General features: G+C 62.9%; 24 protein-coding genes. 5 read left to right on the plus strand and 19 right to left on the minus strand.

The genetic code is table 11. The features are described 5' to 3' along the window. Positions 1 to 24 precede the first annotated feature (24 nt). Positions 25 to 477, plus strand: coding sequence for a Crp/Fnr family transcriptional regulator (locus tag GO014_RS09240; protein WP_157290081.1), 453 nt, complete (start codon positions 25 to 27; stop codon positions 475 to 477). Between the two features lie 15 nt (positions 478 to 492). Here GO014_RS09240 and GO014_RS09245 read toward each other — a convergent pair whose 3' ends face one another. From GO014_RS09245 to GO014_RS09265, 5 genes are all read right to left on the minus strand, one after another. Further along, the gene (locus GO014_RS09245) at positions 493 to 1,305 is read right to left on the minus strand and encodes an exodeoxyribonuclease III (protein WP_116587497.1); all 813 of its coding nucleotides are present in this window, start codon (positions 1,303 to 1,305) and stop codon (positions 493 to 495) included. Between the two features lie 373 nt (positions 1,306 to 1,678). Then, a complete protein-coding gene (gene rplS, locus GO014_RS09250; RefSeq protein WP_157290082.1) occupies positions 1,679 to 2,230 on the minus strand; it encodes a 50S ribosomal protein L19 in 552 nt (183 codons plus the stop codon). A 190-nt stretch (positions 2,231 to 2,420) separates the two neighbouring features. Next, positions 2,421 to 3,110: a tRNA (guanosine(37)-N1)-methyltransferase TrmD gene (gene trmD / locus GO014_RS09255; protein ID WP_425482070.1), complete on the minus strand. Its 690-nt coding sequence runs from the start codon at positions 3,108 to 3,110 to the stop codon at positions 2,421 to 2,423. Next, positions 3,110 to 3,646: a ribosome maturation factor RimM gene (rimM, locus tag GO014_RS09260; protein ID WP_116587495.1), complete on the minus strand. Its 537-nt coding sequence runs from the start codon at positions 3,644 to 3,646 to the stop codon at positions 3,110 to 3,112. The genes trmD and rimM overlap by 1 nt, the downstream gene beginning before the upstream one ends. 61 nt (positions 3,647 to 3,707) lie before the next feature. Beyond that, positions 3,708 to 4,307 carry a DUF4893 domain-containing protein gene (locus GO014_RS09265; protein ID WP_157290083.1) on the minus strand — a complete coding sequence of 200 codons (600 nt, stop codon included), beginning with the start codon at positions 4,305 to 4,307 and terminating at the stop codon, positions 3,708 to 3,710. Between the two features lie 80 nt (positions 4,308 to 4,387). On the opposite strand from GO014_RS09265, the gene GO014_RS09270 reads away from it, so the two are divergent. Continuing rightward, on the plus strand, positions 4,388 to 4,687 hold the full coding sequence (locus GO014_RS09270) for a hypothetical protein (protein ID WP_104892717.1): 300 nt from the start codon (positions 4,388 to 4,390) through the stop codon (positions 4,685 to 4,687). Here GO014_RS09270 and GO014_RS09275 read toward each other — a convergent pair. From GO014_RS09275 to htpX, 8 genes are all read right to left on the minus strand, one after another. Further along, positions 4,684 to 5,130: a metallopeptidase family protein gene (locus GO014_RS09275; protein WP_157290359.1), complete on the minus strand. Its 447-nt coding sequence runs from the start codon at positions 5,128 to 5,130 to the stop codon at positions 4,684 to 4,686. The genes GO014_RS09270 and GO014_RS09275 overlap by 4 nt on opposite strands. Further along, a complete protein-coding gene (gene leuC / locus GO014_RS09280) occupies positions 5,127 to 6,533 on the minus strand; it encodes a 3-isopropylmalate dehydratase large subunit (protein ID WP_157290084.1) in 1,407 nt (468 codons plus the stop codon). The genes GO014_RS09275 and leuC overlap by 4 nt, the downstream gene beginning before the upstream one ends. Positions 6,534 to 6,640: 107 nt before the next feature. After that, positions 6,641 to 7,966 carry a lipopolysaccharide biosynthesis protein gene (locus tag GO014_RS09285; RefSeq protein WP_157290085.1) on the minus strand — a complete coding sequence of 442 codons (1,326 nt, stop codon included), beginning with the start codon at positions 7,964 to 7,966 and terminating at the stop codon, positions 6,641 to 6,643. Position 7,967: 1 nt separating this feature from the next. After that, positions 7,968 to 9,197 (minus strand): carboxylate--amine ligase, encoded by a 1,230-nt coding sequence (locus tag GO014_RS09290; RefSeq protein WP_157290086.1) that lies wholly within the window; start codon positions 9,195 to 9,197, stop codon positions 7,968 to 7,970. A 201-nt stretch (positions 9,198 to 9,398) separates the two neighbouring features. Continuing rightward, a complete protein-coding gene (gene purH / locus GO014_RS09295) occupies positions 9,399 to 10,982 on the minus strand; it encodes a bifunctional phosphoribosylaminoimidazolecarboxamide formyltransferase/IMP cyclohydrolase (RefSeq protein ID WP_157290087.1) in 1,584 nt (527 codons plus the stop codon). 104 nt (positions 10,983 to 11,086) lie between these two features. Next, on the minus strand, positions 11,087 to 12,697 hold the full coding sequence (locus GO014_RS19545; RefSeq protein WP_157290088.1) for a heparinase II/III domain-containing protein: 1,611 nt from the start codon (positions 12,695 to 12,697) through the stop codon (positions 11,087 to 11,089). 108 nt (positions 12,698 to 12,805) lie between these two features. Further along, the gene (locus GO014_RS09305) at positions 12,806 to 14,080 is read right to left on the minus strand and encodes an RsmB/NOP family class I SAM-dependent RNA methyltransferase (protein WP_179952949.1); all 1,275 of its coding nucleotides are present in this window, start codon (positions 14,078 to 14,080) and stop codon (positions 12,806 to 12,808) included. 67 nt (positions 14,081 to 14,147) lie between these two features. Further along, on the minus strand, positions 14,148 to 15,131 hold the full coding sequence (htpX, locus tag GO014_RS09310; RefSeq protein ID WP_157290090.1) for a zinc metalloprotease HtpX: 984 nt from the start codon (positions 15,129 to 15,131) through the stop codon (positions 14,148 to 14,150). A gap of 96 nt (positions 15,132 to 15,227) precedes the next feature. Between htpX and GO014_RS09315 the strand changes: the two genes are divergently transcribed. Next, positions 15,228 to 15,443, plus strand: a complete 216-nt coding sequence (locus tag GO014_RS09315) for a DUF1674 domain-containing protein (protein WP_157290091.1) — start codon at positions 15,228 to 15,230, stop codon at positions 15,441 to 15,443. Positions 15,444 to 15,457: 14 nt separating this feature from the next. Here GO014_RS09315 and GO014_RS09320 read toward each other — a convergent pair whose 3' ends face one another. The 6 genes from GO014_RS09320 to ccmA form a co-directional block, all read right to left on the minus strand. Beyond that, positions 15,458 to 15,604 (minus strand): Flp family type IVb pilin, encoded by a 147-nt coding sequence (locus GO014_RS09320; protein WP_114341092.1) that lies wholly within the window; start codon positions 15,602 to 15,604, stop codon positions 15,458 to 15,460. A 67-nt stretch (positions 15,605 to 15,671) separates the two neighbouring features. Beyond that, entirely contained in the window at positions 15,672 to 16,205 is a 534-nt protein-coding gene (locus tag GO014_RS09325) for a DsbE family thiol:disulfide interchange protein (RefSeq protein ID WP_157290092.1), read from the minus strand. After that, positions 16,205 to 16,351, minus strand: a complete 147-nt coding sequence (gene ccmD / locus GO014_RS09330; protein ID WP_116587484.1) for a heme exporter protein CcmD — start codon at positions 16,349 to 16,351, stop codon at positions 16,205 to 16,207. Before ccmD ends, GO014_RS09325 begins: the two co-directional genes overlap by 1 nt. Continuing rightward, a complete protein-coding gene (locus GO014_RS09335) occupies positions 16,348 to 17,109 on the minus strand; it encodes a heme ABC transporter permease (RefSeq protein WP_157290093.1) in 762 nt (253 codons plus the stop codon). The genes ccmD and GO014_RS09335 overlap by 4 nt, the downstream gene beginning before the upstream one ends. Positions 17,110 to 17,118: 9 nt before the next feature. Then, positions 17,119 to 17,784 carry a heme exporter protein CcmB gene (gene ccmB, locus GO014_RS09340; RefSeq protein WP_157290094.1) on the minus strand — a complete coding sequence of 222 codons (666 nt, stop codon included), beginning with the start codon at positions 17,782 to 17,784 and terminating at the stop codon, positions 17,119 to 17,121. Continuing rightward, on the minus strand, positions 17,781 to 18,407 hold the full coding sequence (gene ccmA / locus GO014_RS09345) for a heme ABC exporter ATP-binding protein CcmA (protein ID WP_157290095.1): 627 nt from the start codon (positions 18,405 to 18,407) through the stop codon (positions 17,781 to 17,783). The genes ccmB and ccmA overlap by 4 nt, the downstream gene beginning before the upstream one ends. 121 nt (positions 18,408 to 18,528) lie before the next feature. Between ccmA and acnA the strand changes: the two genes are divergently transcribed. Further along, on the plus strand, positions 18,529 to 21,321 hold the full coding sequence (gene acnA, locus GO014_RS09350; RefSeq protein WP_157290096.1) for an aconitate hydratase AcnA: 2,793 nt from the start codon (positions 18,529 to 18,531) through the stop codon (positions 21,319 to 21,321). A gap of 125 nt (positions 21,322 to 21,446) precedes the next feature. Then, positions 21,447 to 22,184: a DUF1223 domain-containing protein gene (locus GO014_RS09355; protein ID WP_157290097.1), complete on the plus strand. Its 738-nt coding sequence runs from the start codon at positions 21,447 to 21,449 to the stop codon at positions 22,182 to 22,184. Positions 22,185 to 22,347: the final 163 nt, after the last annotated feature.

Below are 22,347 nucleotides of genomic sequence, written 5' to 3' on the forward strand. Positions count from 1 at the left end.
GCTTTGGGTCTGGGGCCTATGAGAATGGATGACGCGGCCGGGGTCTTGGCCCGGGCCGATTTCTTCGACATCTGCGACGATGAACAATTGCGCATGCTCGGCTTTGCGGGCGATCGCAAGCATTTCGATGCCGATGCGGTCATCTACAAGGCCGGGGCCGTGCCCAGCGGCGCCTATGTGCTGATCGAGGGGACGGTCAAGGCCAGGCATGAAGGCGCCGAGGCCGGTAAGCCCTATGCGCTCTCAGAACCGGGTAGCGTCATTTCGCCCACCTCGCTGATTCTGGACAAACCCCGCCCTGTCACCTTCACTGCCGTCACCGATTGCGAATTGCTGTTCGTGCCTCGGACGGCATTTCTCAAGCTGGCGCGGCAGAGCCCGGATCTGGCCGCGCGCGCGGCCCAGCGCATCGAGCAGGAACTGGGGCGCTATATGCATGCGCTCGAGCCGCTGAAAGGCAAGATGAAAGGCGGCTAGTGCGTTGGTTCGCCACTAAGGCCGCACGAAACGGGCGATCACCGGCACGTGGTCGCTGGGCTTGTCAGTCCAGCCACGGGCCGGCTTGATGATCTCTGCGCTCACCGAGCGTTCGGCTACGTCGGCCGTGGACCAGATATGGTCGAGCCGCCGGCCGCGGTCCGAGGCTTCCCAATCCTTGCCGCGATAGCTCCACCAGGAATAGATCTTGGTGTCGTGGGGCACATGCTTGCGCACCAGATCGGTCCAGCCGTGACCGCCAGTGAGGATGGCGTCGAGCGCTTCGGTTTCGACCGGGGTGTGGCTGACCACCTTCAAAAGCTGCTTGTGGCTCCAGACGTCATTCTCATGCGGGGCAATGTTGAAGTCGCCGGCGATCAGATGGCCGCGCTGAAACACGGGCTCGGCAAACCAGGTCTTGAGTTCGTCGAGAAACCCCAGCTTGTGCTTGAATTTTGGGTTGATCTCGGGATCGGGCTCGTCGCCGCCGGCGGGGATGTAGAAATTATGGAGGGTAAAGGGGCCGTGCCCAAGATCCACCAGTGCTGAAATATGGCGCGATTCCTCGATTTCGCAGAAGACACGGCTGGAAATCTCGGTCAGCGGAAATTTCGAGACGATGGCAACGCCGTGATAGCCCTTCTGGCCATGCACCGCCATGTGCGGATAGCCGGCCGCGATGAAAGCGTTCCGCGGGAACTGGTCATTGGTGCATTTGATCTCCTGCAGCATCAGCACGTCGGGCTGATATTGCGCCAGGAAATCGAGCACCATGGGCAAGCGCAGGCGCACGGAGTTGATGTTCCAGGTGACGACGGAATGGGTCATTGGGCGTCCGGAGAATCGGGCATTGGCGGGGTGTGTCCTGTTATCGCCAAGGCGGGGTTGAGGGTAAAGCCGGAAATGGCGCTGGTACGACAGGTTTTGTCAGCAGCGTTTCACGTGAATCGCTTAGCAGTGCTCCTCCAGATCTCGACACGAAGTACTTCCCGGCATCTCAACGTTCACCGGACGGCACCTCCCCTTGACGGGGGAGAGACTGGCTGAGGGTGCCAACGAACCTGATATCGGGGACGGAACACCCCTCCCCATCCCTCCGGTGAAGGGGAGGGTGCCGCATCGCGTTCGTGTTGCCACGGTTCAAAAACAAAAAAGCCCGGCACAATGGCCGGGCTTTTCAATTCTCAAAGAGCTGCAGCTCTTATTCGCTCTTGGCTTCTTCGCCTTCAGCGGCAGCGGCCTGTTCGGCGGCGGCAGCAGCAGCGGCCGCTTCAGCGTCCTTGGCAGCCTGTTCAGCGGCGAAGGCCTCGGCAGCAGCGATCTTCTCGGCTTCGCGGGCTTCCTTGGCAGCCTGAGCGGCAGTGCGCTCGGCGTCCTGGATCTTCTTGGTGCGCGAATTGGTCGATTCGAAAATACGGGCCGACTTACCGCGACGATCACGCAGGTAGTACAGCTTGGCGCGACGGACCTTACCGCGCTTGATCACTTCGATCGAAGCGATATTGGGCGAGTAGATCGGGAACACGCGTTCCACGCCTTCGCCATAGGAAATCTTGCGCACGGTGAAGCTTTCCATGATGCCGCCGCCGGAGCGTGCAATCACGACGCCTTCATAGGCCTGCAGGCGTTCCTTGTCGCCTTCGCGGATCTTGACCCACACCTTGACGGTATCGCCATGGGTGAATTCGGGATGTTCGCGCTGAGTGGCGAGCGCCGCGACCTGTTCGGCCTCGATCTGTTCGATAATGTTCATTTTTCGATCCGTTCTGATCTTTTCATAGGGACGACTCTTTTATGGGCCTTTGCGGCCCCGTCGCCCGGTCTTGGTTGGTAACGGAAGGGCAGTCTTCTTGGTCTTGTTGCGTGCCGGTCCGATACGCCTGGCACACGAATGGGCGGCTCATAGGGGAAAACAGGGCAAGAGTCCAGTGCCTATGCCGGTTTCAGCGCGATTTGGCGGGCAGCAGGTCCGGCCGGCGCGCCCCGGTCAGCGCCAGGGATTGCTCATGCCGCCATCGGGCGATTTTCCCGTGGTCACCCGACGTCAGCACCGCGGGGATTTCCCGCCCTTCGAAGCTTTGTGGCCGCGTATATTGCGGATATTCGAGCAGGCCGTTTTCGAAGCTCTCCTCGTCGCGGCTGTCCAGCGCGCCGAGTACGCCGGGAATAAGCCGCACGACGGCTTCGAGCAGCACCATGGCGGCCACTTCGCCGCCGGCCAGCACATAGTCACCGATGGAGATTTCCTCGAGCTTGCGGGCCTCGATGACGCGCTGGTCCACCCCTTCAAAGCGGCCGCAGACGATAACTGCGCCGGGACCGGCGGCCAGCTCGTGGGCGCGGGCCTGGGTGAGGGGGGTGCCGCGCGGTGACATCAGGATGCGGGGGCGCGGGTCGTCGTCCGGCGCGACAGCATCGATCGCCTTCGCCAGAATGTCGGGCTTGAGCACCATGCCGGCCCCGCCGCCCGACGGCGTGTCGTCCACAGTGCGATGCCGATCTGTGGCGAAGTCGCGCAACTGGGTGGCCTGCAAGGCCCACAAGCCGTCATTCAGCCCGCGCCCCAGCACGGACGCACCCAGCGGCCCGGGGAACAGCTCAGGGAAAAGAGTGATGATATCGGCGGAGAACATCAATCCGGCTCTTCCTCGCCAGGCTCGGCATCGAGCGGCGGGGCGATCACCAGATAGCCGTCGGCAATGCGGATGAGGGGAACAACGGCCTTGGTGAAAGGATAAAGGAATGTGTCACCCGAGCGTTCATCCCGCACCTCCAGGATGTCCCCGGCGCCGTGATCATAGATGGCGCTGACTGCCCCGATGGACACGCCATTGTCGAGACGGGCATCGAGCCCGATCAGATCGGCGTGGTAGAAATCGTCTTCATCCTCGATTTCCGGAAGGCGGCTGCGCTCGACATACAGCTCGACGCCATTGAGCAATTCTGCTGCATTGCGGTCGCGCACGCCCTTGATGCGGGCAATCAGCACTGTCTTTTGCAGCCGCGCCGATTCAATGGTGATGACCAGCCCCGGCCGGTTGGTTTCGAGCGGACCATAATCGGCTATGGCCTCGGGCTCCTGGGTGTGAGAGGCGATGCGTACCTCGCCCTTGATGCCGTGCGCGGCGCCGATCGTGCCCATCAGAATGCGGGATGAAGTGTCTGCCATCGGCCTTCTCTTCTTGTTTGTATGGCTCCATAGCAGCGCCATCAGAAGGCGCAAGAGCTTGTCAGCGCGTCGGCACCAGTTCGATCACGTCGTGGGTCGATTCAAAGCGCGGAAAAGGCAGTTCCAGGCGATATCGCACCGGCTTGCCGTCGACTTTGTAGACGCAGCCGACCTGGCTGCGTTCGGGGTCGGCTCTGTAGTTCATGGGGGCTTCGTCGCCATAATGCAGCGTTCCCCAATAGAACAGGCCCCCGCCATCGCTGGGCAGGAGGTTGCCGCTGAAACGCTGCGACCCGGTGAGCTTTTCGATGCGGGCACCGTCATTTGAGACGGTGCAGGCAAATTGGGTATAGGTTGTAAGAGGAAGAAGGCCGCCCAGCTTGATGGTGCGGCAGCGATAGTTCCCATCCGGCATCTGCGAGATCGGGGTCTCGCCAAGGGCAAAGAGCGTGGAGACGAGCGCCCGGTCGGCGGCGTTGTCGGAGAGCAGGGCTTCGGCAAGGCCCCGGGAGCGGGCCGCCTCAAAGCCGGTCATGCGGTCGCCGTCGAATGGCGTGATTGGGGCGGCATCGGGCACCTGGCAGGCCAGGGTGCTTACGACGGGCATCAGCACCGCCGCCAGCAGCAGGGCCGCGAAGCGGCGCGTAGGAATATTTCGCATCTTTCGCCTGCCTTGTCTCAGATCAAGGAACCTTGCACGCAAATGATGCTTTCTCAAGCAGACCAGACAAGGAGGTTGCAATGTCCAAGATGCTCACCGACCGAGAGGCCATCCGCGAATGGGTGATTGCCCGTGGTGGCAATCCGGTGCTGATGGATGTGCCCGATGGCAGCAAGACCCGCACGGTGCTGCAGCTCTCCTTCGGTCAGGCCAGTCTCAATTCCCTTGGCAATGAAGGGCCGGACCGGATCGGTGGTTTCGAACTAGTGAGCTGGGAAGAATGGTTCACCGCGCTCGAAAACGGCAATCTGGCCCTGATGGTCTCGGACGACCCGTCCGGCGGCAATGAGGCTGAATTCAGCTTTGTGGAGCGCGATTAGTCCTCGGAAAAGGCTGGAACGCCGGCCTTGTCGGCCTCAGCTTCCAAGGCCTCCATGTCCTCGTCGGAAAAGCCGAAATGGTGGCCCAGTTCGTGGATCAGCACGTGGGTGACGATTTCACCCAGCGTGTTGTCTTCGTTTTCGGCCCAATAATCGAGGATCGCGCGGCGGTAGAGATAGACGGTATTGGGCATTTGGCCAGTTTGCGGTGTGGCGCCGTCTTCGGTCAGGCCAACACCGGAGAACAGCCCCATCAACTCGAACGGGCTTTCCATCCCGAAGCCTTGCAGGATCTCGTCCTCGGCATATTCGGCAACCGAGCAGGTGACGTCGGCGGCAAGAGAGGCAAAGGGCTCCGGCAAGCCGGCCAGGGCCGCGCTCGCCAGAGCCTCGAAATCGTCCAGTGTCGGGGCGTAGAGCCCCGACCAGTCGGTCTTGCTCAGCGCCACTCGCGGATGTCGACGAAGTGGCCGGCAATGGCAGCCGCAGCGGCCATGGCGGGGGACACCAGATGGGTGCGACCCTTAAAGCCCTGTCGACCCTCGAAGTTGCGGTTGGAGGTCGAGGCGCAGCGTTCGCCCGGTGCCAGCTTGTCCGGGTTCATCGCCAGGCACATTGAGCAGCCCGGTTCACGCCATTCGAAACCGGCATTCTTGAAGACCACATCAAGGCCTTCGGCTTCCGCTTGGGCCTTCACCAGGCCCGAGCCGGGCACGACCATGGCCGAGACGTGGCCGGCCACCTTGCGCTCGCCGATAACCGCTGCTGCGGCGCGCAGATCTTCGATACGGCCATTGGTGCAGGAGCCGATAAAGACACGGTCGAGCTTGATGTCGGTGATCGGGGTGCCGGGCTTTAGCCCCATATAGTCCAGCGCCCGCCATTTGGAGGCGCGCTTGTTCTCATCGGCAATGTCGTCCGGGTTGGGCACCGCACCCTGCACCGAGATGACGTCTTCGGGCGAGGACCCCCAGGACACGATCGGGGGCAGGTTGGCGGCGTCGAGCACCACGACCTTGTCGTAATGGGCGCCTTCGTCGGTATGCAGCGTCTTCCAGTAGTCCAGCGCCATGTCCCAGGCCTTGCCAGTCGGGGCGCGCGGGCGATCCTTGACATAGGCAAAGGTCTTTTCGTCAGGCGCGATCAGGCCGGCGCGGGCGCCGCCCTCAATGGTCATGTTGCAGACCGTCATGCGGCCTTCCATCGAGAGCGCGCGGATGGCTTCGCCGGCAAACTCGATGACATGTCCGGTGCCGCCGGCCGTGCCGATCTCGCCAATAATGGCCAGGATGATATCCTTGGCGGTGACGCCCGGGGGCAATTGCCCGTCGACGCGCACCAGCATGTTCTTGGCCTTTTGCTGGATCAGCGTCTGGGTGGCCAGAACATGTTCGACTTCCGAGGTGCCGATACCGTGGGCCAGGGCGCCAAAAGCACCGTGGGTCGAAGTGTGCGAGTCGCCACACACAATGGTCATGCCGGGCAGGGTGAAACCCTGTTCCGGGCCGACGATGTGCACGATGCCCTGGCGACTATCGAACGGATCGTAGTACTCGATGCCAAAATGCTTGGTGTTCTCGGCCAGCGCGGCGATCTGCACGGCGCTTTCCGGATCGGGATTGGGCAGCGAGCGGTCGGTGGTGGGCACATTGTGGTCGACAACGGCCAGGGTCCGCTCGGGATGTCGCACCTTGCGGTTGTTCATCCGCAGGCCCTCGAAGGCCTGCGGGCTGGTCACCTCGTGCACCAGGTGCCGGTCGATATAAAGAAGGCTCGTGCCGTCCTCGTTGTTCTGGACCAGATGGTCGTCCCAGATCTTGTCGTAGAGCGTGCGGGCCTTGGTCATATCCGTAGGTTCCGGGGCAGGAATGAAAGATTGGAGTGGTTCTAAGCCCAAGCCGGGGCAGGGGTCAAGCACAACCGTACTCACTGGTACGGTGGTGGTCGATCAGGCTATCTGGCGCCAATGATGCTCCAAAAGCCCAAGCGGCGGCGCACGAGCCAGACCATGGCGGTGGTCGCCACGCAGATGGTAATCGTGGTTCCCACAGCTGCGCCCATTGGGCCGAACTGAACAATCAGCACGAAATCGAGTATTACAGCCAAAACGGCGCAGCCGCACAGCGCCAGCGCCAGATGGTTCTGCTCGCCCGTCATCAGCAGCAGGAATTTGGTTGGTCCGGCCGCGGCCTGCACCACCAACCCGATCAGCAGGATCGTCAGCAGGGGGCTGGCGCTGACAAAGTCGGGACCGAACAGGCCCAGGGCAAGGGGGGCGCCGGCCGCCATCAGCAGTGCCGCCAGCAGGGTCGGCCAGAAGGACCAGACGACAAACTTCTTCACTAGCGCGGTTAGCTCATCATGGCGGCCAGCGGCATGAAGGCGAGCAAGCTGGGCGCTGGAAATCGCCGAAATGGCAAACATGACATAGGACACCAGCGCCGCCAGGCGCGAGGCTGCGTAAAAGGCGCCTCCGGCTTCGGGGCCGGAAATGGCATTGACCAGCATGACGTCGATGCTGGTGACCAGCATGAAATAGCCGTCAACCGCGACTATGGCCCAGGAACCGCCCAGCCAAGCGCGCGGTTCGTAGCGCGGCGGTCCTTGCAGCGCGGGACCGAGATGGTGGCGGATCACCCCCCATTGCACGGCCCAGGTCAGCAGCAGGGCGACAAGCATCGCCCAGACGGCGGCGGGGGCGTTGATAGGCAAGCCCAGCGCGTGGAACGCGCCCAGCGTTGCGAGGAAGAGAACAGGCCTGAGCATGAAGCTGGGAAGATAGGCGAGCCAGGCCGGGCCGTCGGCGCGTGCGATGCCCTTGCCGATATCGACCTGGGCGAAAAGCGGAATGCAGAGACAACCAATGAGAAGAGCCTCCTTCTGGCCGCCGGTCAGGGCGAGCGCCGGAAGGGACACCAGTGCGGCGATCACACCTGTGGTCAGCAGGCTGATGGCAAAGACAGCCAGCTGGGAAAAGATCACGATGCCCTTGACGCCCGCGAGATCCTGCCGCTCGAGCGCGCCGGCAGCGAAGCGGGTGGTGGAACTTGCCATGCCCAGTTGCGCCAAGGTTCCCGCCAGCGTCACCCAGACCCAGGCATTGGAAAATATGCCGAACTCGGCCAGCCCCATCCATCGGGCAATCAGCAATTGCGAGAGGAAGGTCACCAGAGACCCGCCAATCCTCACTCCGAATGACAGAATGGCGTCGCCGCCCCCGCCCTGTTTGAAGGCAAGCCGCCGCAGTCGCGCCATGGAGCCGAGAGGAACATCGCTCATCTCAGCCCGACTTCCCTTGGTTGCGCCGCTCAAGATCTGGCTCGGCGCGGCGATGCGCGCGGTTTTCGGCAATTCTGGGTGCCATTCTCAGCTGCGCTAGTGCGGGACCCAGGTCATGGCGAACGAAGGTATCGGAACGCTCGCGCCCCAGCGCCCAGCTCGCGGGCTGCATGGCAAAACCGGCAAGGCGCTGCAGCGCCTGGGACCAATGGCCGGGGCCGGTGCGAAAGGTCATGGCTATGGCGTGCAGGTCGCGCAGGAAATTTCGTCCGCGCAACCCGACCCGATAATCCACCTGGGGTCGCGTGCGGCCCTCAACGTATTGCTCGAAGAGGTAGAGAGGAAAATCGACCCCGGATGCGACGGCCAGGGGAAGGGAGCCCCAGAGCCGGGCATTGACTTCGATCAGAATAAAATTGCCCGTCCGATCCTGGCGGAATTCGACCATCGCAACACCGTTCAGACCGGTTGCGGCCGAGATTGCGCTCGCCGCCGCCCGCAGCCGCGGGTCTATCGCTTCGCTGATCCGCAGCGAACTGCCGCCTTCCGTGCCGGTTTCTCCCAGCCGACGATGCTGAAAGGCCTGGCTAATGACCCCGTCCTTTGCCAGCACGGACAGGCCAAGCCCGTCCCCGTCAAAGTAGTGTTCGACCAGCAGGCCCTCGCGGGTCGGGACAGCGGCCAAAAAGGCCTCGACTTCATCGGCCGTGTTGACCTGAACGACGCCGTTGCGACTGGTCAGATTGGCCAGGCGGTAAGACTGAGTCTGCTTGATCAGAAGAGGCAGGCCGAGCTCTGCCACAAGGCTTTGGGCGTTGTCATCCTCCCGCACCGGGCGCCCCGAGGCGGTGGGCACGCCGAGCCGGGCGCAAAGGTCCCGCGTTCTCTGCTTGTCGTTGAGAATGGTAAGGGTGTCATGGGCGGGAAGTGCAATGGTCTGGTCTGCGAAGCGGTCCCGGTTCTGGTCGAGCGGTAGCATGGATCGCTCGCAGCAGGGCAGGAGCAGATCGAACTGCTGCTGATCGAGCAGATGCCGCAATTCATCGAGCCAGACAATGGGATTGTCGCTATAGCGCGGAAGACGGTGAACAGCGCTTACATAGCGTGACTGCGTGGTAGGGCTTTCCCAGTTGAACGGCGCCAAATGCACAGCAATGCCCGCCCGCCCCAGCGAGCGCACCGCCGCCAGGACGCTGCGGTCATCATCGCCAAATATGAGAACTCTTCTCATTCAGGCGCACTGCCTCGCAAGCTGTCGGGCAGAAACCGAAAGGTCAAATGATCTGATGTTCCCGAGTTGCATCTGCCGTACCCTTCCTCGCCGCGCTTGAGGTGGCGCGACAAGAGAAGTGTGACACAGACGGTTTCAAGAAGGTCTTACCGGAACCTGCCAGCAAAATTACAATTTGGTAATTTCCTGGTCACCTTAGCCCTAATGCCGAAAATGGCGCATGCCAGTCATCACCATGGCGATGCCAGCGGCGTCGGCAGCGGCGATCACCTCGTCGTCGCGCATCGAGCCGCCGGGCTGGATGACGGCGGTGGCGCCTGCGGCAACCAGTGCTTCAAGGCCATCGGCAAACGGGAAGAAGGCGTCGGAGGCCACGACCGAGCCCTGGGTCAGAGCCCCTTCGATACCCGCGGCCTCTGCCGCATCGATCGACTTGCGATGCGCCACACGAGCCGAATCCACCCGGCTCATCTGCCCGGCGCCGATGCCGGCGGTGGCGCCGTCCTTGACGTAGATGATGGCATTGGACTTGACGTGTTTTGCCACCTTGGCTGCCAGCTTCAAATCCACCAGCTCCTGATCGGTCGGCTGGCGCCTGGTGACGACCTTGAGGTCGCAATCATCGACATTGGCATTGTCTCGGCCCTGCACCAGCAGGCCCCCGGCCACCGATTTGACCATCAGGCCTTCGGCCTTGGGATCGGCAACGCCGCCGGTCAGCAGCAGGCGCAGGTTCTTTTTGGCGGCGATGATCTCCTGCGCTTCAGGCGTCGCAGAGGGGGCGACGATCACCTCGGTGAAGACCTTGACGATTTCGGCGGCTGTTTCGGCGTCGATTTCGCGATTGGTGGCGACAATGCCGCCGAAGGCCGAGACCGGATCGGTGCGCAATGCTTTCACATAGGCGGTCTTGAGATCATCGGCGACGGCCACGCCACAGGGATTGGCGTGCTTGATGATCGCGACCGCAGCGGTCTGGGCAGGATCGAATTCCGAGACCAGTTCGAAGGCAGCGTCGGTGTCGTTGATGTTGTTGTAGCTCAGGGTCTTGCCCTGCACCTGGGTGGCGGTGGCCACGCCAGGGCGGGTTTCCCCGGTCTTGTAGAAGGCGGCCCATTGGTGGGGATTTTCGCCGTAGCGCATGACTTCGCTCAAGGTGCCGGCAAAGCTGCGATAATTGACATCGGCAAAGTCGATTTCGCGGGCGAACCAGCTCGAAATGGCGCTGTCATATGCGGCGGTACGGGCATAGGCCTTGGCGGCGAGGCGCTGGCGCATCTCGAAGGGAATGCCGCCATTGCGGATGGCTTCGAGAATGGCCGGGTAGTCGGCGGGGTCTACCACCACTGTGACAAAGGCATGGTTCTTGGCCGCCGAGCGCACCATGGCCGGGCCGCCAATGTCGATATTCTCGATGATTTCGTCGTAGCTGGCGCCGGAGGCGACGGTTTTTTCGAAAGGATAGAGATTGACCGCGACAAGATCGATCGGGCCGATCTCGTGCGTGTCCATCGAAGCCTGGTGTTCGGGGTTGTCGCGCACCGAAAGCAGACCGCCATGCACTTTGTGATGCAGGGTCTTGACGCGGCCATCCATCATTTCGGGAAAGCCGGTCAGATCAGAAATGTCGCGCACCGGCAGGCCGGCCTCGCTGATCAGGCGATGGGTGCCGCCGGTGGAGACCAATTCAACCCCAGCCTCGGACAATCCACTGGCGAAATCGGCCATGCCGGATTTGTCGAATACCGAAAGCAGTGCCCGACCGACACTTACCGTCTTGCCCATGAGATCTGTCCCGCGCTTTTGGAAAATGGAGGATTTCGCGGCTGCGCTAGCACGAGACGGGCAAAAGGCCAATCTCTTTGCGCCCGCAGGGCCCCATTTGCGCACTATTGCTGTTCGAGCGTGAAGATCCAGGCCACTTCAGTGGTGTTGGTGACATCGGTTTCCAGCACCAGCTGCCGGGTGCGGTGAAAGCCGAGATAGGCCGATTGGCGTACGCTGTCCTCTTCGCGGAACTGGGCCCCTTCCCAGAGGAAACTCCAGGTCACACCATTGGGCAGCACCAGCCGTGCGATGCCCTCGCCAGTGGTGCGCCGCACCTTGACGCCCGGCGCCAGGTGAAAGCGCAGGGACATCATGCCCCTGGGCTCCCCTGCGGGCACGATCCGGTCCTGGCCAACCAGCGTGGTGCCGCCTGAAAGCAGGGTCAGCCGGCGCTCGATCTCAACACCATAGCGCTGGGCATAGCCGGCGCTGGTCAGGGTCAGCATGTGTTCGACGGTGTCGATGGACATGGCCGGGGCGGCAGCGCGGCGCTGCCTGTGCTCGGGGCCTTCCGCATCAATGGTGGGGGCAGAATGGGCCACTGGCTGGCGGAACAGGTCACGGCTCTCCGGCAGATCGGAGGGTGCGGGGCCACAACTGCCGACCACCAACTCGCTGGCATGGGCAAACTCGAAGGCCAAGGCGCTGTCATGCGCCTCGCCATCGAAACCCGGTGGAGGCCGCAGGCCGCTATCGGCGATCACCACGGTGTCGCCGGCCCGCACAATGCCATAGCCGCCGATCAGCCGCGAGCGGCGTGAGGCCGAGGGGCCGTTGGCCTGCACCGCCACCAGGACATCGTGCGGCACCTGACCGCAGCCGTTGAAATAGACCGGTTCGCCGCTCGACAGCGTCAGGGCGTCGAGGGCCTCATGCATACGGTCGACGCGGTTGGTCAATTCGGCCATGGCCGGGCTGCCATGGCGCCCCACGGCACGGCGCAGGCTCGCCAGTTCGACCAGTAAGGCCAGTTGCTGGCGCGGATTGCGCGACAGGTGCAGCCCGTCACTGTCAAGCTGCTGGGCAAGCAGGGCATCGAGCCGGGCGACATTGGTGTCGATGTCAGGAACATCGTCCAGATTGCACAATTCGGCGCCCAACAGACCAATAGCGGCAAACAGCGCTTCGATCGGATCGGCGGCAAGCGGCCCACGCACGCGCAGGCTCTGCACCTGGGTCCCAAGGCTGCGCTGGATGGTGCGGGTCTGGTCGGGCGTGGCGCCGTCCAGCACCAGGGTCAGATGGCGCAACCAGTTGAGCACGCGCTGGGCCGTCAGCGTCAGCGTCCAGCTATCGGCCTCGAACTGGCCTTCGCGGCCGATCCAGTCCAGGACCAGGGTGCGGGCGAAGAGTTTCTCGCCCGGATCACGGCAATCGCGGAAATGCCTGAGCCAGGAGAAACTGTGGAGATTGTTCCACCAATCAGGATGCTCGACATCGAGCGAAAAGGGCGAGGCGCCGCCGGTTTCGAACAGTTTTGAGGCGAGCAGATAGCGCCCGGACATCATTTCGCGCACCGCTTCGCGGTCGGCGGGGCGGAAGTCGGGCAGGTCGCCGGCATAGGCGTGATCGGTCTGGCCGCGCCAGGTCCAGCGCAGCAATGGCATGGTGACCACGCTGTCGGCCAAGCCAAGCGCCAATCTGCGCCCAGCCGGAACCAGCCGTCCGTTCACCGCGTCCCTCCCCCCTGGTTCGGGGAAAAGGCCATTGCCTTGTCCATTGGTATTCCCACTCGAAACGTCTCGCCGGCCAATCATGGCTGGCGCCTGTTACCAAAGCCCTTAGCGTGTTCGCCTGAACCGCGCCACGAAGAACCCGTCCATCCCCGCATTTCCGTTTCCGGGCGACATGGCGGGGTGGGTGCGTATCAGGCCCTCGGCAGACACCGCCTGTTCGAGCCCGGTCATCTCGTCACGGGCGATTGGCCAGAGCTCAAGGCCAGGCAGGGCATCGAGCGCCCAGGTGACCTGCTGCTCGCCTTCGGCCGGCTCAAGCGAACAGACGCAGTAGATCAGCGTTCCACCGGGTGCCAGGCAGCGGAACGCATTGGTCAGCAGAGCCTGTTGCAAGGTGACGCGACCGGCAATATCGCGCGCTGAACGGTTCCAGAGCACTTCGGGATGGCGGCGGAACGTTCCAGTGGCCGAGCAGGGTGCATCAAGCAAAATGCCGTCAAATGGGCTGGTGGGGTCGTAATTGGCCGCATCGGCCTCGACCACACCCGGCGCATAGCCGAGGCGCTCCATGTTCTGCCTGAGACGGGGAAGGCGCGTGCCATCGCTGTCGAGCGCTGTGACTTTGTAGCCGGCTTTGATCAACTGGGCGGTCTTGCCACCAGGCGCGGCACAAAGGTCGAGCACGCCGCGACCAGCCTCCAGACCCATCAGGCGGGCGGGAATGGCCGAAGCGGCATCCTGCACCCACCAGCGGCCCTCGTCATAGCCCGGCAGGGCCTCGACGGCCCGGTCGCGGCTTTCAAGGCGGATGCTGTCGGCAAGCAGGGGTTCGGCACCCAGCGCCTCGATCAGCTCCGGGTCGTTGTCACGCAAGGTCAGGTCGAGAGGCGCCCCCTCGATCAGCGCCGTGGCGAATTGGGCAACGGCGTCAGCGCCATAGGCCGCGGTCCAGCCGGTGGCGAAATGTTCGGGCAGCAGCAGGGCGTCATCCATCAGCCCATAACGGGCCGAATTGGCCTGGGCGCGGCGCAATACCGCGTTCATCAGGCCGGAAAGATGGCGGGCCTTGGCGTCGCGCTTGATCGCTTCGACGGCCAGGAACAGGGCGCTATGGGCGCCCAGATCGGGCAGGAAGACCAGCTGGGCGAGCGAGAGGCGCAGCACGGCCTCGAAGCTGCCCGCTCGCGCAGGCAGGCCTTTTTCCAGGAGGTCGGCCAGCATGACATCGATCTGGCCATGCCGCCGCAGGGCTGTGGTGATCAGCCTATTGGCCAAAGCACGATCGCGCCCGTCGGCGAGATCGCTCGCGCCAAGCGGGGTGAAATGTTCGCCTGCCAACACGGTCTTGAGCCGCTCTGCGGCGGCGAGGCGGAGCTTCAAGCCCGCCGGTTCGGTCCGTTGCGCCAATTCGTCAACTCAGTTTGGGCTGCGCCATATGGGCGCTGCACTATCCCCAGGGTCCGCGGTTTTCACCCTCGTCCAAAGGGCGTCCAGCGGTCGGTACCCGCCAGCCGGTGCCCGTATTGCGGCCACTTGAGGCGGCGCGCGGGCGGGGCTGACGTGTTCGCCCCTTATCCTCCACGCGCATCTCGGCGGCAAGCCTTTGCAGCGCTGCGATACGGTTGCCGGTATCGGGATGGGTGGAGAACAAATTGTCCATCCGCTGCCCGTTGAGCGGATTGATGATATACATATGGGCCATGGCCGGGTTGCGCTCGGCCGCCACATTGACCTGGCGGCCGGCCAAGGTGGCGATCTTGTTGAGCGCCGAGGCGAGGGCAATCGGGTCGCCGGCAATTTCGGCCCCGAGCTTGTCGGCTTCATATTCGCGGGTCCGGCTCACCGCCATCTGCACCAGCATGGCGGCCAGGGGAGCGAGAAACACCATCAAGAGCGCGCCAATGCCGCCCAGTGGATTGTCGCGATTATTGCCGCCGCCAAAGAACAGGCCGAACTGGGCCAGCGCCGAAATGGCACCGGCCAGCGTGGCGGTGATGGTCATGGTCAGGGTGTCGCGGTTCTTGATATGGGCCAGCTCATGGGCGACCACGCCCGCAACTTCGCGGGTATCGAGTTGCCGTAGCAGGCCCGAGGACACGGCAACGGCGGCATTGTTCGGGTCGCGCCCGGTGGCAAAGGCATTGGGCTGGTCGGTCTCGATCACATAAACGACCGGGGTCGGGATGCCGGCGCGCCGGGAAAGCACATCGACCATGTCATAGAGTTCGGGGGCGCGGGAGCGTTCCACGGGCACCGCATTCTGCATGCGCAGCACCATCTTGTCCGAATTCCAGAAGGCGAACAGATTGGTGCCGGCGGCAAACAGAAACGCGATCATCATGCCGGCCGTGCCGCCGATGAAATAGCCCACAACCATGAACAGCGCCGTCATTGCCGCCAGAAGGGCAAAGGTACGCAGCGTATTGAACATCGTCTCGAACCCCTTGGGTTGGCTTTGCTGAGCAACTATGTTGTGTGTCAGGCGGTTCCGCGCAAGCGGAGTGACCAATTTGTCATGGAAGAGACGATGAGCGACGACCCGCAACGCCCCGACCTATCGCAACACGATGAGCTTCGCGTATTGAGCCCGGCGGCGCAGCGCGCCCTGGCCGAGGCCGAAGCCCGGCGGCGGGGCATCGATGCGGCTTCTGCAATGGCGCCAAAGGAAAAGGGTGGTCGCGGAGGGCTCGAACCGGTGCGCTATGGCGACTGGGAGATCAAAGGCCTCACCAGTGATTTCTGACGCGGCGGGGCGGATCAGCCCGGGAAGAAATCGGTAATGTTGTAGCCGGCGGCCGAGACGGCGAAGGTGGTGGCGACCGTCACGATCGCAGCAATCAGCACATATTCGATGCGGGTGATCAGCGGCTGATTGCGGAGATGGCTAAGAACGCGACGCAACATTCAGGTCTCTTCCAGATGACGAAGACGGCCAAGATGCCGCAGACAAGATGAACGGAGCCTGAATGGCTCAGCCCCGCGCCTTTTCTAGGGCAGGAAGCAGCTCGGTTTCAATAGCGGCGGGCGTCAATGGGCCGACATGTTTGTAGGTAATGACGCCATCGGCATCGACCAGAAATGTTTCAGGCACGCCATAAACGCCCCAGTCGATGGAAACACGGCGATCGCGATCGGCCCCGACCGCGTCATAGGGATTGCCAAGTTCTGCAAGAAATGCCCGCGCGTTTTCCGGCGCATCGGAATGGTTGATGCCGAACAGCCTGACGCCGGTTTCTGCCTTGAGGGTTTCGAGCAGCGGATGTTCGTCGCGGCAGGGAATGCACCAGGAGGCAAAGACATTGACCACCGTTACTTCGCCGCTGAGCGAGCTGGTGTCGAAGCCGGGCGCGTCCAGGCCCTCGACTGCCGGCAGGGTGAAGTCGGGCACCGGCTTGTCGATCAGGACCGAGCGAACCAGGGTGGAATCGCGGTCGATGGAAAAGGCAAAGACCGAGACCAGCGCCACCAGCAGGATCAGGGGGAGGGCAAAGAGCGCATACCGCATCAGCCGCGCTTGTCCCCAAGCGTCTCGAGCCGGGCCCGGACGCGGCGGCTGTCATAGACGATCCAGCCGATCAGCAGTCCAAGGCCGACGAATACACCGGCATAGGCGGCGAAGATGAACTCGGCGTGTTCCCCAAGGGCGATCATAGGGTGTCTCCCCGCGCGGCGCGTCGTTCCAGCGTCACCAGGCGCCGCCGGCGAATTTCGGTATGCATGGCCAGCAATTGGAGGGTGACGAAAAGCAGGGTGAAGGCAAAGAACATGACAAAGAGCGGGGTCAGCAGCGAGCCGGGCATGGTGGGCCCGTCGGCGCGAAACACGCTGGCGGGCTGGTGCAGCGTCGACCACCAGTCGACCGAGAATTTGATGATCGGCACATTGACCGCGCCGACCAAGGTAAAGACGGCGACGACGCGGGCGGCGCGCAACTGGTCGTCAAAGGCGCGCCAGAGGGCCACAATGCCGAGATAGATGAAAAGCAGGATGAGAGTGGACGTCATGCGCCCGTCCCATTCCCAGAAGGTGCCCCAGGTGGGGCGGCCCCACATCGAGCCCGTGAACAGGGCCATGGCGGTAAAGGCGGCCCCGAGCGGGGCGGCAGCCTTCATCGAGACGTCCGCGAGTGGATGGCGCCAGACCAGCGTGCCCAGTGCCGAAACGGCCATGGCGGCATAGACGAACTGGCTGAGCCAGGCGGTGGGCACATGCACATACATGATGCGGACCGTATCGCCCATCTGGTAGTCGGCGGGCGAATTGAAGAAAGCGAACCACAGCCCGAGCAGGTACAATGCGGTCGTGACCCCGGCCAGCGGCCAGATCAGCGGCCGCGTCCAGGCCAGAAACTGGCCAGGATGGGCCAGCCGGTTCCACCAGCTCATTTTCGGGGTGTCATCAATGCTCATGCAGGCGCTCTACTCTTCTCCCCAATCTATCGCAAGCGCAGCGGCAAAGGGAGAGAGCGCGAGTGACATGAGACTGAGTGCCGCAAGGAACAGCATGGCACTCGAGGCCTGGTCGGGTCCGCCAAGCGGCGCAATGGCACCGACGCCAAAGATCAGCACCGGCACGCAAAGTGGTGCGATCAGGATCGGCGCCAGCAGGCCGCCACGCCTTATGGCCACGGTTATCGCGGCGCCGAAGGCTCCGAAGGCAGCCAGAGCCGGGGTGCCCAGAAGCAGCGAGAGCACCGTACGCCAAAAGGTCGGGCCATCCATGGCCAGGATCATGGCGAGAAAAGGTGACGCCAGGATCAGGGGCAGCGCGGCGGTCAGCCAGTGGGCGATCACTTTTGCGGCAACCACCCCGGCCATGGACATGTCGGCCATCCGGTAGAGGGCCAGAGTGCCGTCGTCGCGATCGGGCCGGAACAGGCGGTCAAGACCCAGCAGCATGGCGAGAAACGCAGCGATCCAGATGATGCCGGGGGCAATGCTGGCCAGCAGCGCCCGGTCCGGGCCAATGGCAAAAGGGACGATCGCCCCCACAATGATGAAGAACAACACCAGCGTCAGGACTTCGCCACCACCCGAAAAGCTGAGACGCAGGTCGCGCCGGAGAACGCCAAGAAAGCCGCTCATGCCCTGGCTCCAAGCGTCAGCGTGGCCGCGCCGGGCAGGGCGATGTCGTCATGGGTGGCGACTACGGCCAGGCCACCGCTTCTGAGATGGTCCGCGAGCAGGGCCGCCAACAGGTCGCGCCCTGCCGCGTCCAGCGCCGCGCTGGGTTCATCGAGCAGCCAGACGGGGCGGGGCGACACCAATAGCCGGGCCAATACGAGACGGCGCTGCTGGCCCGCGGAGAGATATCCGGCATCGAGACGGGCGGTGCGTCCCAGACCAACCCGATCGAGCGCTGTCGCAGGGGTCACATCACCGTGCCCGTTAATGTCGGCCCAGAATTTGAGGGTCTGGATCACGCTGAGGCGCGGCCTTACTGCGTTCTTGTGTCCGCAATGATGGATGAAGGGCCCCGCCTCGGGATCAGCACCCTCGAAAACGACATTGCCCGAGATGGGATGCAGCAGGCCGGCCAGGGTGAGCAGGAGAGTGGATTTGCCGGCGCCATTGGGTCCGCGCAGCAGCAGGGCACTGCCCGCAGCGACCTTTAGCGACAAATCTGCGGCCAGCACGGCGTCACCGCGCCCACAGGCAAGGCCCTGTGTCTTAAGCTGTATCTGGTGCTGGACTTGCCTTTGCGTCATGGCCCCATCTCGTATTGGACCCATGGTCGTACTGGCAAGGGCTTGGTTGATTGACTATAAGCCCAAAGAGATTGGAGTCATTCCAGAAAAGCGCGGTTTGTTCTTCGGCCCCACGCCCCGAATGATCCGGCGCACAAGCAGCAAGAAGGGCGGAGCACAAGTGACCTCGATAGACAGCTTCAAATCCAAGCAGACACTGACGGTCGGCGGCAAGACGTATACCTATTATTCGATCGTCGAGGCCGAGAAGAACGGCCTTGCAGGCGTCTCCAAACTTCCCGGCTCGATGAAGGTGGTGCTGGAAAACCTCCTGCGCTTCGAAGATAACCGTACCGTGACCAAGGCCGATATCGAGGCCGTTGCCACCTGGCTGGTTACCCGCAAATCCGACCACGAGATTTCCTATCGTCCGGCGCGCGTGCTGATGCAGGATTTCACCGGCGTGCCGGCCGTGGTGGATCTGGCCGCCATGCGCGATGCCACCGCCAAACTCGGCGCCAATCCGCAGAAGATCAATCCGCTGGTTCCCGTCGATCTGGTCATCGACCACTCGGTGATGGTGGATAGCTTTGGCACCGCCCTGTCCTTTGGGCAGAATGTCGAGCTCGAATATGAGCGCAATGGGGAGCGCTATGAGTTCCTGCGCTGGGGCCAGTCGGCGTTTGACAATTTCCGCGTGGTGCCTCCCGGCACCGGCATCTGCCACCAGGTGAACCTGGAATATCTGGCGCAGACCGTCTGGACCCGCGAAGAAAACGGGGAGACCGTCGCCTATCCCGATACACTGGTGGGCACGGATTCGCACACCACCATGGTCAATGGCCTGGCCGTGCTCGGCTGGGGCGTGGGCGGCATCGAGGCCGAGGCGGCAATGCTGGGCCAGCCGATCACCATGCTGATCCCCGAAGTCATTGGCTTCAAGCTGACTGGCAAGATCAATGAAGGCATCACCGCCACCGATCTGGTGCTGACGGTTACCGAAATGCTGCGCAAGAAGGGCGTGGTTGGCAAGTTCGTCGAGTTCTACGGCCCGGGGCTGGATTACCTCTCCCTCGAAGACCAGGCGACCATCGCCAACATGGCGCCCGAATATGGCGCGACTTGCGGCTATTTCCCGGTCGATGCCGATACGCTCAAATACCTCACCACTACTGGGCGTGACCCGGAGCGCGTGGCACTGGTAGAAGCCTATTCGCGGGCCCAGGGCATGTTCCGCACCTCGGAATCTGCCGATCCGGTGTTCACCGACACGCTTGAGCTCGATCTTTCGACCGTGGTGCCCTCGCTCTCGGGCCCCAAGCGTCCGCAGGACCGTGTGCCGCTCAATACCGCCGCTTCGGCCTTCGCAAAGGTCCTGCCGGAATTGACCGGTGGCCGTGTTGATCGCACCAGCACTCCCGACAGCCGCGGCGAGTCCCGCTATGTCGATGAAGGCGCCACCGGCGTCGACGATATTCCCGAAGAGGCCGCCTTCCCGGTCAAGGGCACCGATTATCACATTGATGATGGGTCGGTGGTCATTGCCGCCATCACCTCGTGCACCAATACGTCCAACCCCTCGGTGCTGGTGGCTGCCGGCCTGGTTGCCCGCAAGGCACGGGCGCTGGGGCTGGATTCCAAGCCCTGGGTCAAGACCTCGCTGGCGCCCGGCTCGCAGGTGGTCACCGACTATCTGACCGCCGCGGGCCTGCAGGAAGATCTCGATGCCATCGGCTTCAACCTGGTCGGGTATGGCTGCACCACCTGTATCGGCAATTCGGGCCCGCTGCCGCAGGCCATCTCCGATTGCATCAACGAGAACAAGCTGGTCGCCTGCTCGGTGCTTTCGGGCAACCGCAATTTCGAAGGCCGCGTGAACCCGGACGTGCGCGCCAATTATCTGGCCTCCCCGCCGCTGGTGGTGGCCTATGCATTGGCCGGGTCGATGAACATCGACATCACCACCGAGCCGCTCGGCATGGGCAAGGATGGCAAGCCGGTCTATCTCAAGGATGTCTGGCCCACCAACCATGAGGTGGCCGAGATCGTGCGCCAGCACGTCACCGCCGAAATGTTTCGCTCGCGTTACTCGGACGTGTTCAAGGGTGACGAGCACTGGCAGGGAATCGCGGTGGAAGGCGGGGAAACCTATGGCTGGAATTCTTCGTCCACCTATGTGCAGAACCCGCCCTATTTCGAAGATCTGACCATGGAGCCCAAGCCGGTGACCGATGTGGTTTCGGCCCGCGTGCTGGCGCTGTTCCTCGACAGTATCACCACCGACCACATCTCGCCCGCTGGCTCGTTCAAGGCTGCCACGCCTGCCGGCCAGTATCTGACCGAGCGTCAGGTGGCGCCGAAGGACTTCAACTCCTATGGTGCCCGGCGCGGCAATCATGAAGTGATGATGCGCGGCACCTTCGCCAATATCCGCATCAAGAACATGATGCTTGACGGCGTCGAGGGTGGCTTCACCAAGGGCCCGAATGGCGAGCAGATGCCAATCTATGACGCGGCCATGGCCTATCAGCAGCAGGGTACGCCCCTGGTGGTCTTTGCCGGCAAGGAATATGGCACCGGCTCCTCGCGTGACTGGGCCGCCAAGGGCACCAATCTGCTCGGCGTCAAGGCCGTCATTGCCCAGAGCTTTGAGCGTATTCACCGCTCGAACCTGGTCGGCATGGGCGTCATTCCGCTGCAGTTCAAGGACGGCGACAGCTGGCAGAGCCTGGGGCTGGACGGCACCGAGACAGTGGACATTGTCGGGGTGGAAAGCATCGAGCCGCGCGCAACGGTCAATGTGAAGATCACCCGCCCCAATGGCGAAGTGCTCAATGTCGAAACCCTGTGCCGGATCGATACGGCCAACGAGCTCGACTACTTCAAGAACGGCGGCATCCTGCACTATGTGCTGCGCAGTCTCGTCGCTGCGTAAACGCCGCTTGCAAGCACCCACAGAACAGATGGCGGTCCCTTGGGGCCGCCATTTTTTGTTTTGCCGGTGTGGCTCACCCGCTTTTGACTAGGCAATCGATATGGGCCCGGCCTACAACAGCGCCCATGTTTCTTCACGGCTTTTCCGCATCCATTGCAGGCACGGCTCTGGCGCTGATCCTTTCGGGCTCGGTTGCCGCAGAATCCGTACGCCTCAATCCCAAGGCGGTGGTGGAATTGTTCACGAGCCAGGGTTGCTCGTCCTGTCCGCCGGCCGATGCGCTGCTGACCAGCCTTGCCGAGCGTGATGACGTGTTGGCGCTGGCCTATCACGTGGATTACTGGGACTATATCGGCTGGGAAGATACCTTTGGACACAAGGATTTTTCCGACCGGCAGCGCGGCTATGCCAAGAGCTGGGGGTCCTCGCGCATCTTCACCCCGCAGATGGTCATCAACGGCGCCGAGGGTGTCGTCGGATCCAAGCGTGACGAAGTCTATGATGCGGTTGCTTCGGCGCAATTGCCGCTGGAGGTGTCGCTCACCGTTTATGGCGACATGCTCAAGCTGAACGTGCCAGCCGACGCCTCGCTGGAAGACGCCTCGATCTGGTTGATCCGCTATCTGGACCGGGCCGACGTCGCCATAGAAAAGGGTGAGAATGCCGGCAAATCCATGGTCTATACCCAGGTTGTCGTCGGTCGACAGATCGTGGGCATGTGGGAGGCCGGGGCGGGGGCAGAGATCAAGCTGCCGCTGGATCAGTTCGATCCCAGCGCCAATGGCGGTATTGCCATCCTTGTCCAGCCCGAGCGCAATGGCCTGCCTGGGCCGATCCTGGGCGCTGCCGCCTACAGCTTCTAGCTTTGCCGAACAAAAACGCCCGCTCCGGGGGCAGGAGCGGGCGACTGACTTGGAGTCAACTCAAATAATTGCGGCTGGCAGCGGGCCTTCTGGTTTGGGGGCTCGGTCGGCCTGCCACCAGCCACTGGAGGCAATGGTTGAACGATGCTGCGGCATTGGGGCG

It is taken from the genome of Devosia marina (assembly GCF_009758415.1).
Classification (GTDB): Bacteria; Pseudomonadota; Alphaproteobacteria; order Rhizobiales; family Devosiaceae; genus Devosia; species Devosia marina.

Excerpts from the sequence above, each read along its gene's own strand:
- GO014_RS09240 (WP_157290081.1), top strand. The coding sequence starts at position 25 with ATGGATGACGCGGCCGGGGTCTTGGCCCGGGCCGATTTCTTCGACATC.
- GO014_RS09245 (WP_116587497.1), bottom strand. The coding sequence starts at position 1,305 with ATGACCCATTCCGTCGTCACCTGGAACATCAACTCCGTGCGCCTGCGC.
- rplS (WP_157290082.1), bottom strand. The coding sequence starts at position 2,230 with ATGAACATTATCGAACAGATCGAGGCCGAACAGGTCGCGGCGCTCGCC.
- trmD (WP_425482070.1), bottom strand. The coding sequence starts at position 3,110 with ATGTTCTCCGCCGATATCATCACTCTTTTCCCTGAGCTGTTCCCCGGG.
- rimM (WP_116587495.1), bottom strand. The coding sequence starts at position 3,646 with ATGGCAGACACTTCATCCCGCATTCTGATGGGCACGATCGGCGCCGCG.
- GO014_RS09265 (WP_157290083.1), bottom strand. The coding sequence starts at position 4,307 with ATGCGAAATATTCCTACGCGCCGCTTCGCGGCCCTGCTGCTGGCGGCG.
- GO014_RS09270 (WP_104892717.1), top strand. The coding sequence starts at position 4,388 with ATGTCCAAGATGCTCACCGACCGAGAGGCCATCCGCGAATGGGTGATT.
- leuC (WP_157290084.1), bottom strand. The coding sequence starts at position 6,533 with ATGACCAAGGCCCGCACGCTCTACGACAAGATCTGGGACGACCATCTG.
- GO014_RS09285 (WP_157290085.1), bottom strand. The coding sequence starts at position 7,966 with ATGAGCGATGTTCCTCTCGGCTCCATGGCGCGACTGCGGCGGCTTGCC.
- GO014_RS09290 (WP_157290086.1), bottom strand. The coding sequence starts at position 9,197 with ATGAGAAGAGTTCTCATATTTGGCGATGATGACCGCAGCGTCCTGGCG.
- purH (WP_157290087.1), bottom strand. The coding sequence starts at position 10,982 with ATGGGCAAGACGGTAAGTGTCGGTCGGGCACTGCTTTCGGTATTCGAC.
- htpX (WP_157290090.1), bottom strand. The coding sequence starts at position 15,131 with ATGTTCAATACGCTGCGTACCTTTGCCCTTCTGGCGGCAATGACGGCG.
- GO014_RS09315 (WP_157290091.1), top strand. The coding sequence starts at position 15,228 with ATGAGCGACGACCCGCAACGCCCCGACCTATCGCAACACGATGAGCTT.
- GO014_RS09320 (WP_114341092.1), bottom strand. The coding sequence starts at position 15,604 with ATGTTGCGTCGCGTTCTTAGCCATCTCCGCAATCAGCCGCTGATCACC.
- GO014_RS09325 (WP_157290092.1), bottom strand. The coding sequence starts at position 16,205 with ATGCGGTATGCGCTCTTTGCCCTCCCCCTGATCCTGCTGGTGGCGCTG.
- ccmD (WP_116587484.1), bottom strand. The coding sequence starts at position 16,351 with ATGATCGCCCTTGGGGAACACGCCGAGTTCATCTTCGCCGCCTATGCC.
- GO014_RS09335 (WP_157290093.1), bottom strand. The coding sequence starts at position 17,109 with ATGAGCATTGATGACACCCCGAAAATGAGCTGGTGGAACCGGCTGGCC.
- ccmB (WP_157290094.1), bottom strand. The coding sequence starts at position 17,784 with ATGAGCGGCTTTCTTGGCGTTCTCCGGCGCGACCTGCGTCTCAGCTTT.
- ccmA (WP_157290095.1), bottom strand. The coding sequence starts at position 18,407 with ATGACGCAAAGGCAAGTCCAGCACCAGATACAGCTTAAGACACAGGGC.
- acnA (WP_157290096.1), top strand. The coding sequence starts at position 18,529 with ATGATCCGGCGCACAAGCAGCAAGAAGGGCGGAGCACAAGTGACCTCG.
- GO014_RS09355 (WP_157290097.1), top strand. The coding sequence starts at position 21,447 with ATGTTTCTTCACGGCTTTTCCGCATCCATTGCAGGCACGGCTCTGGCG.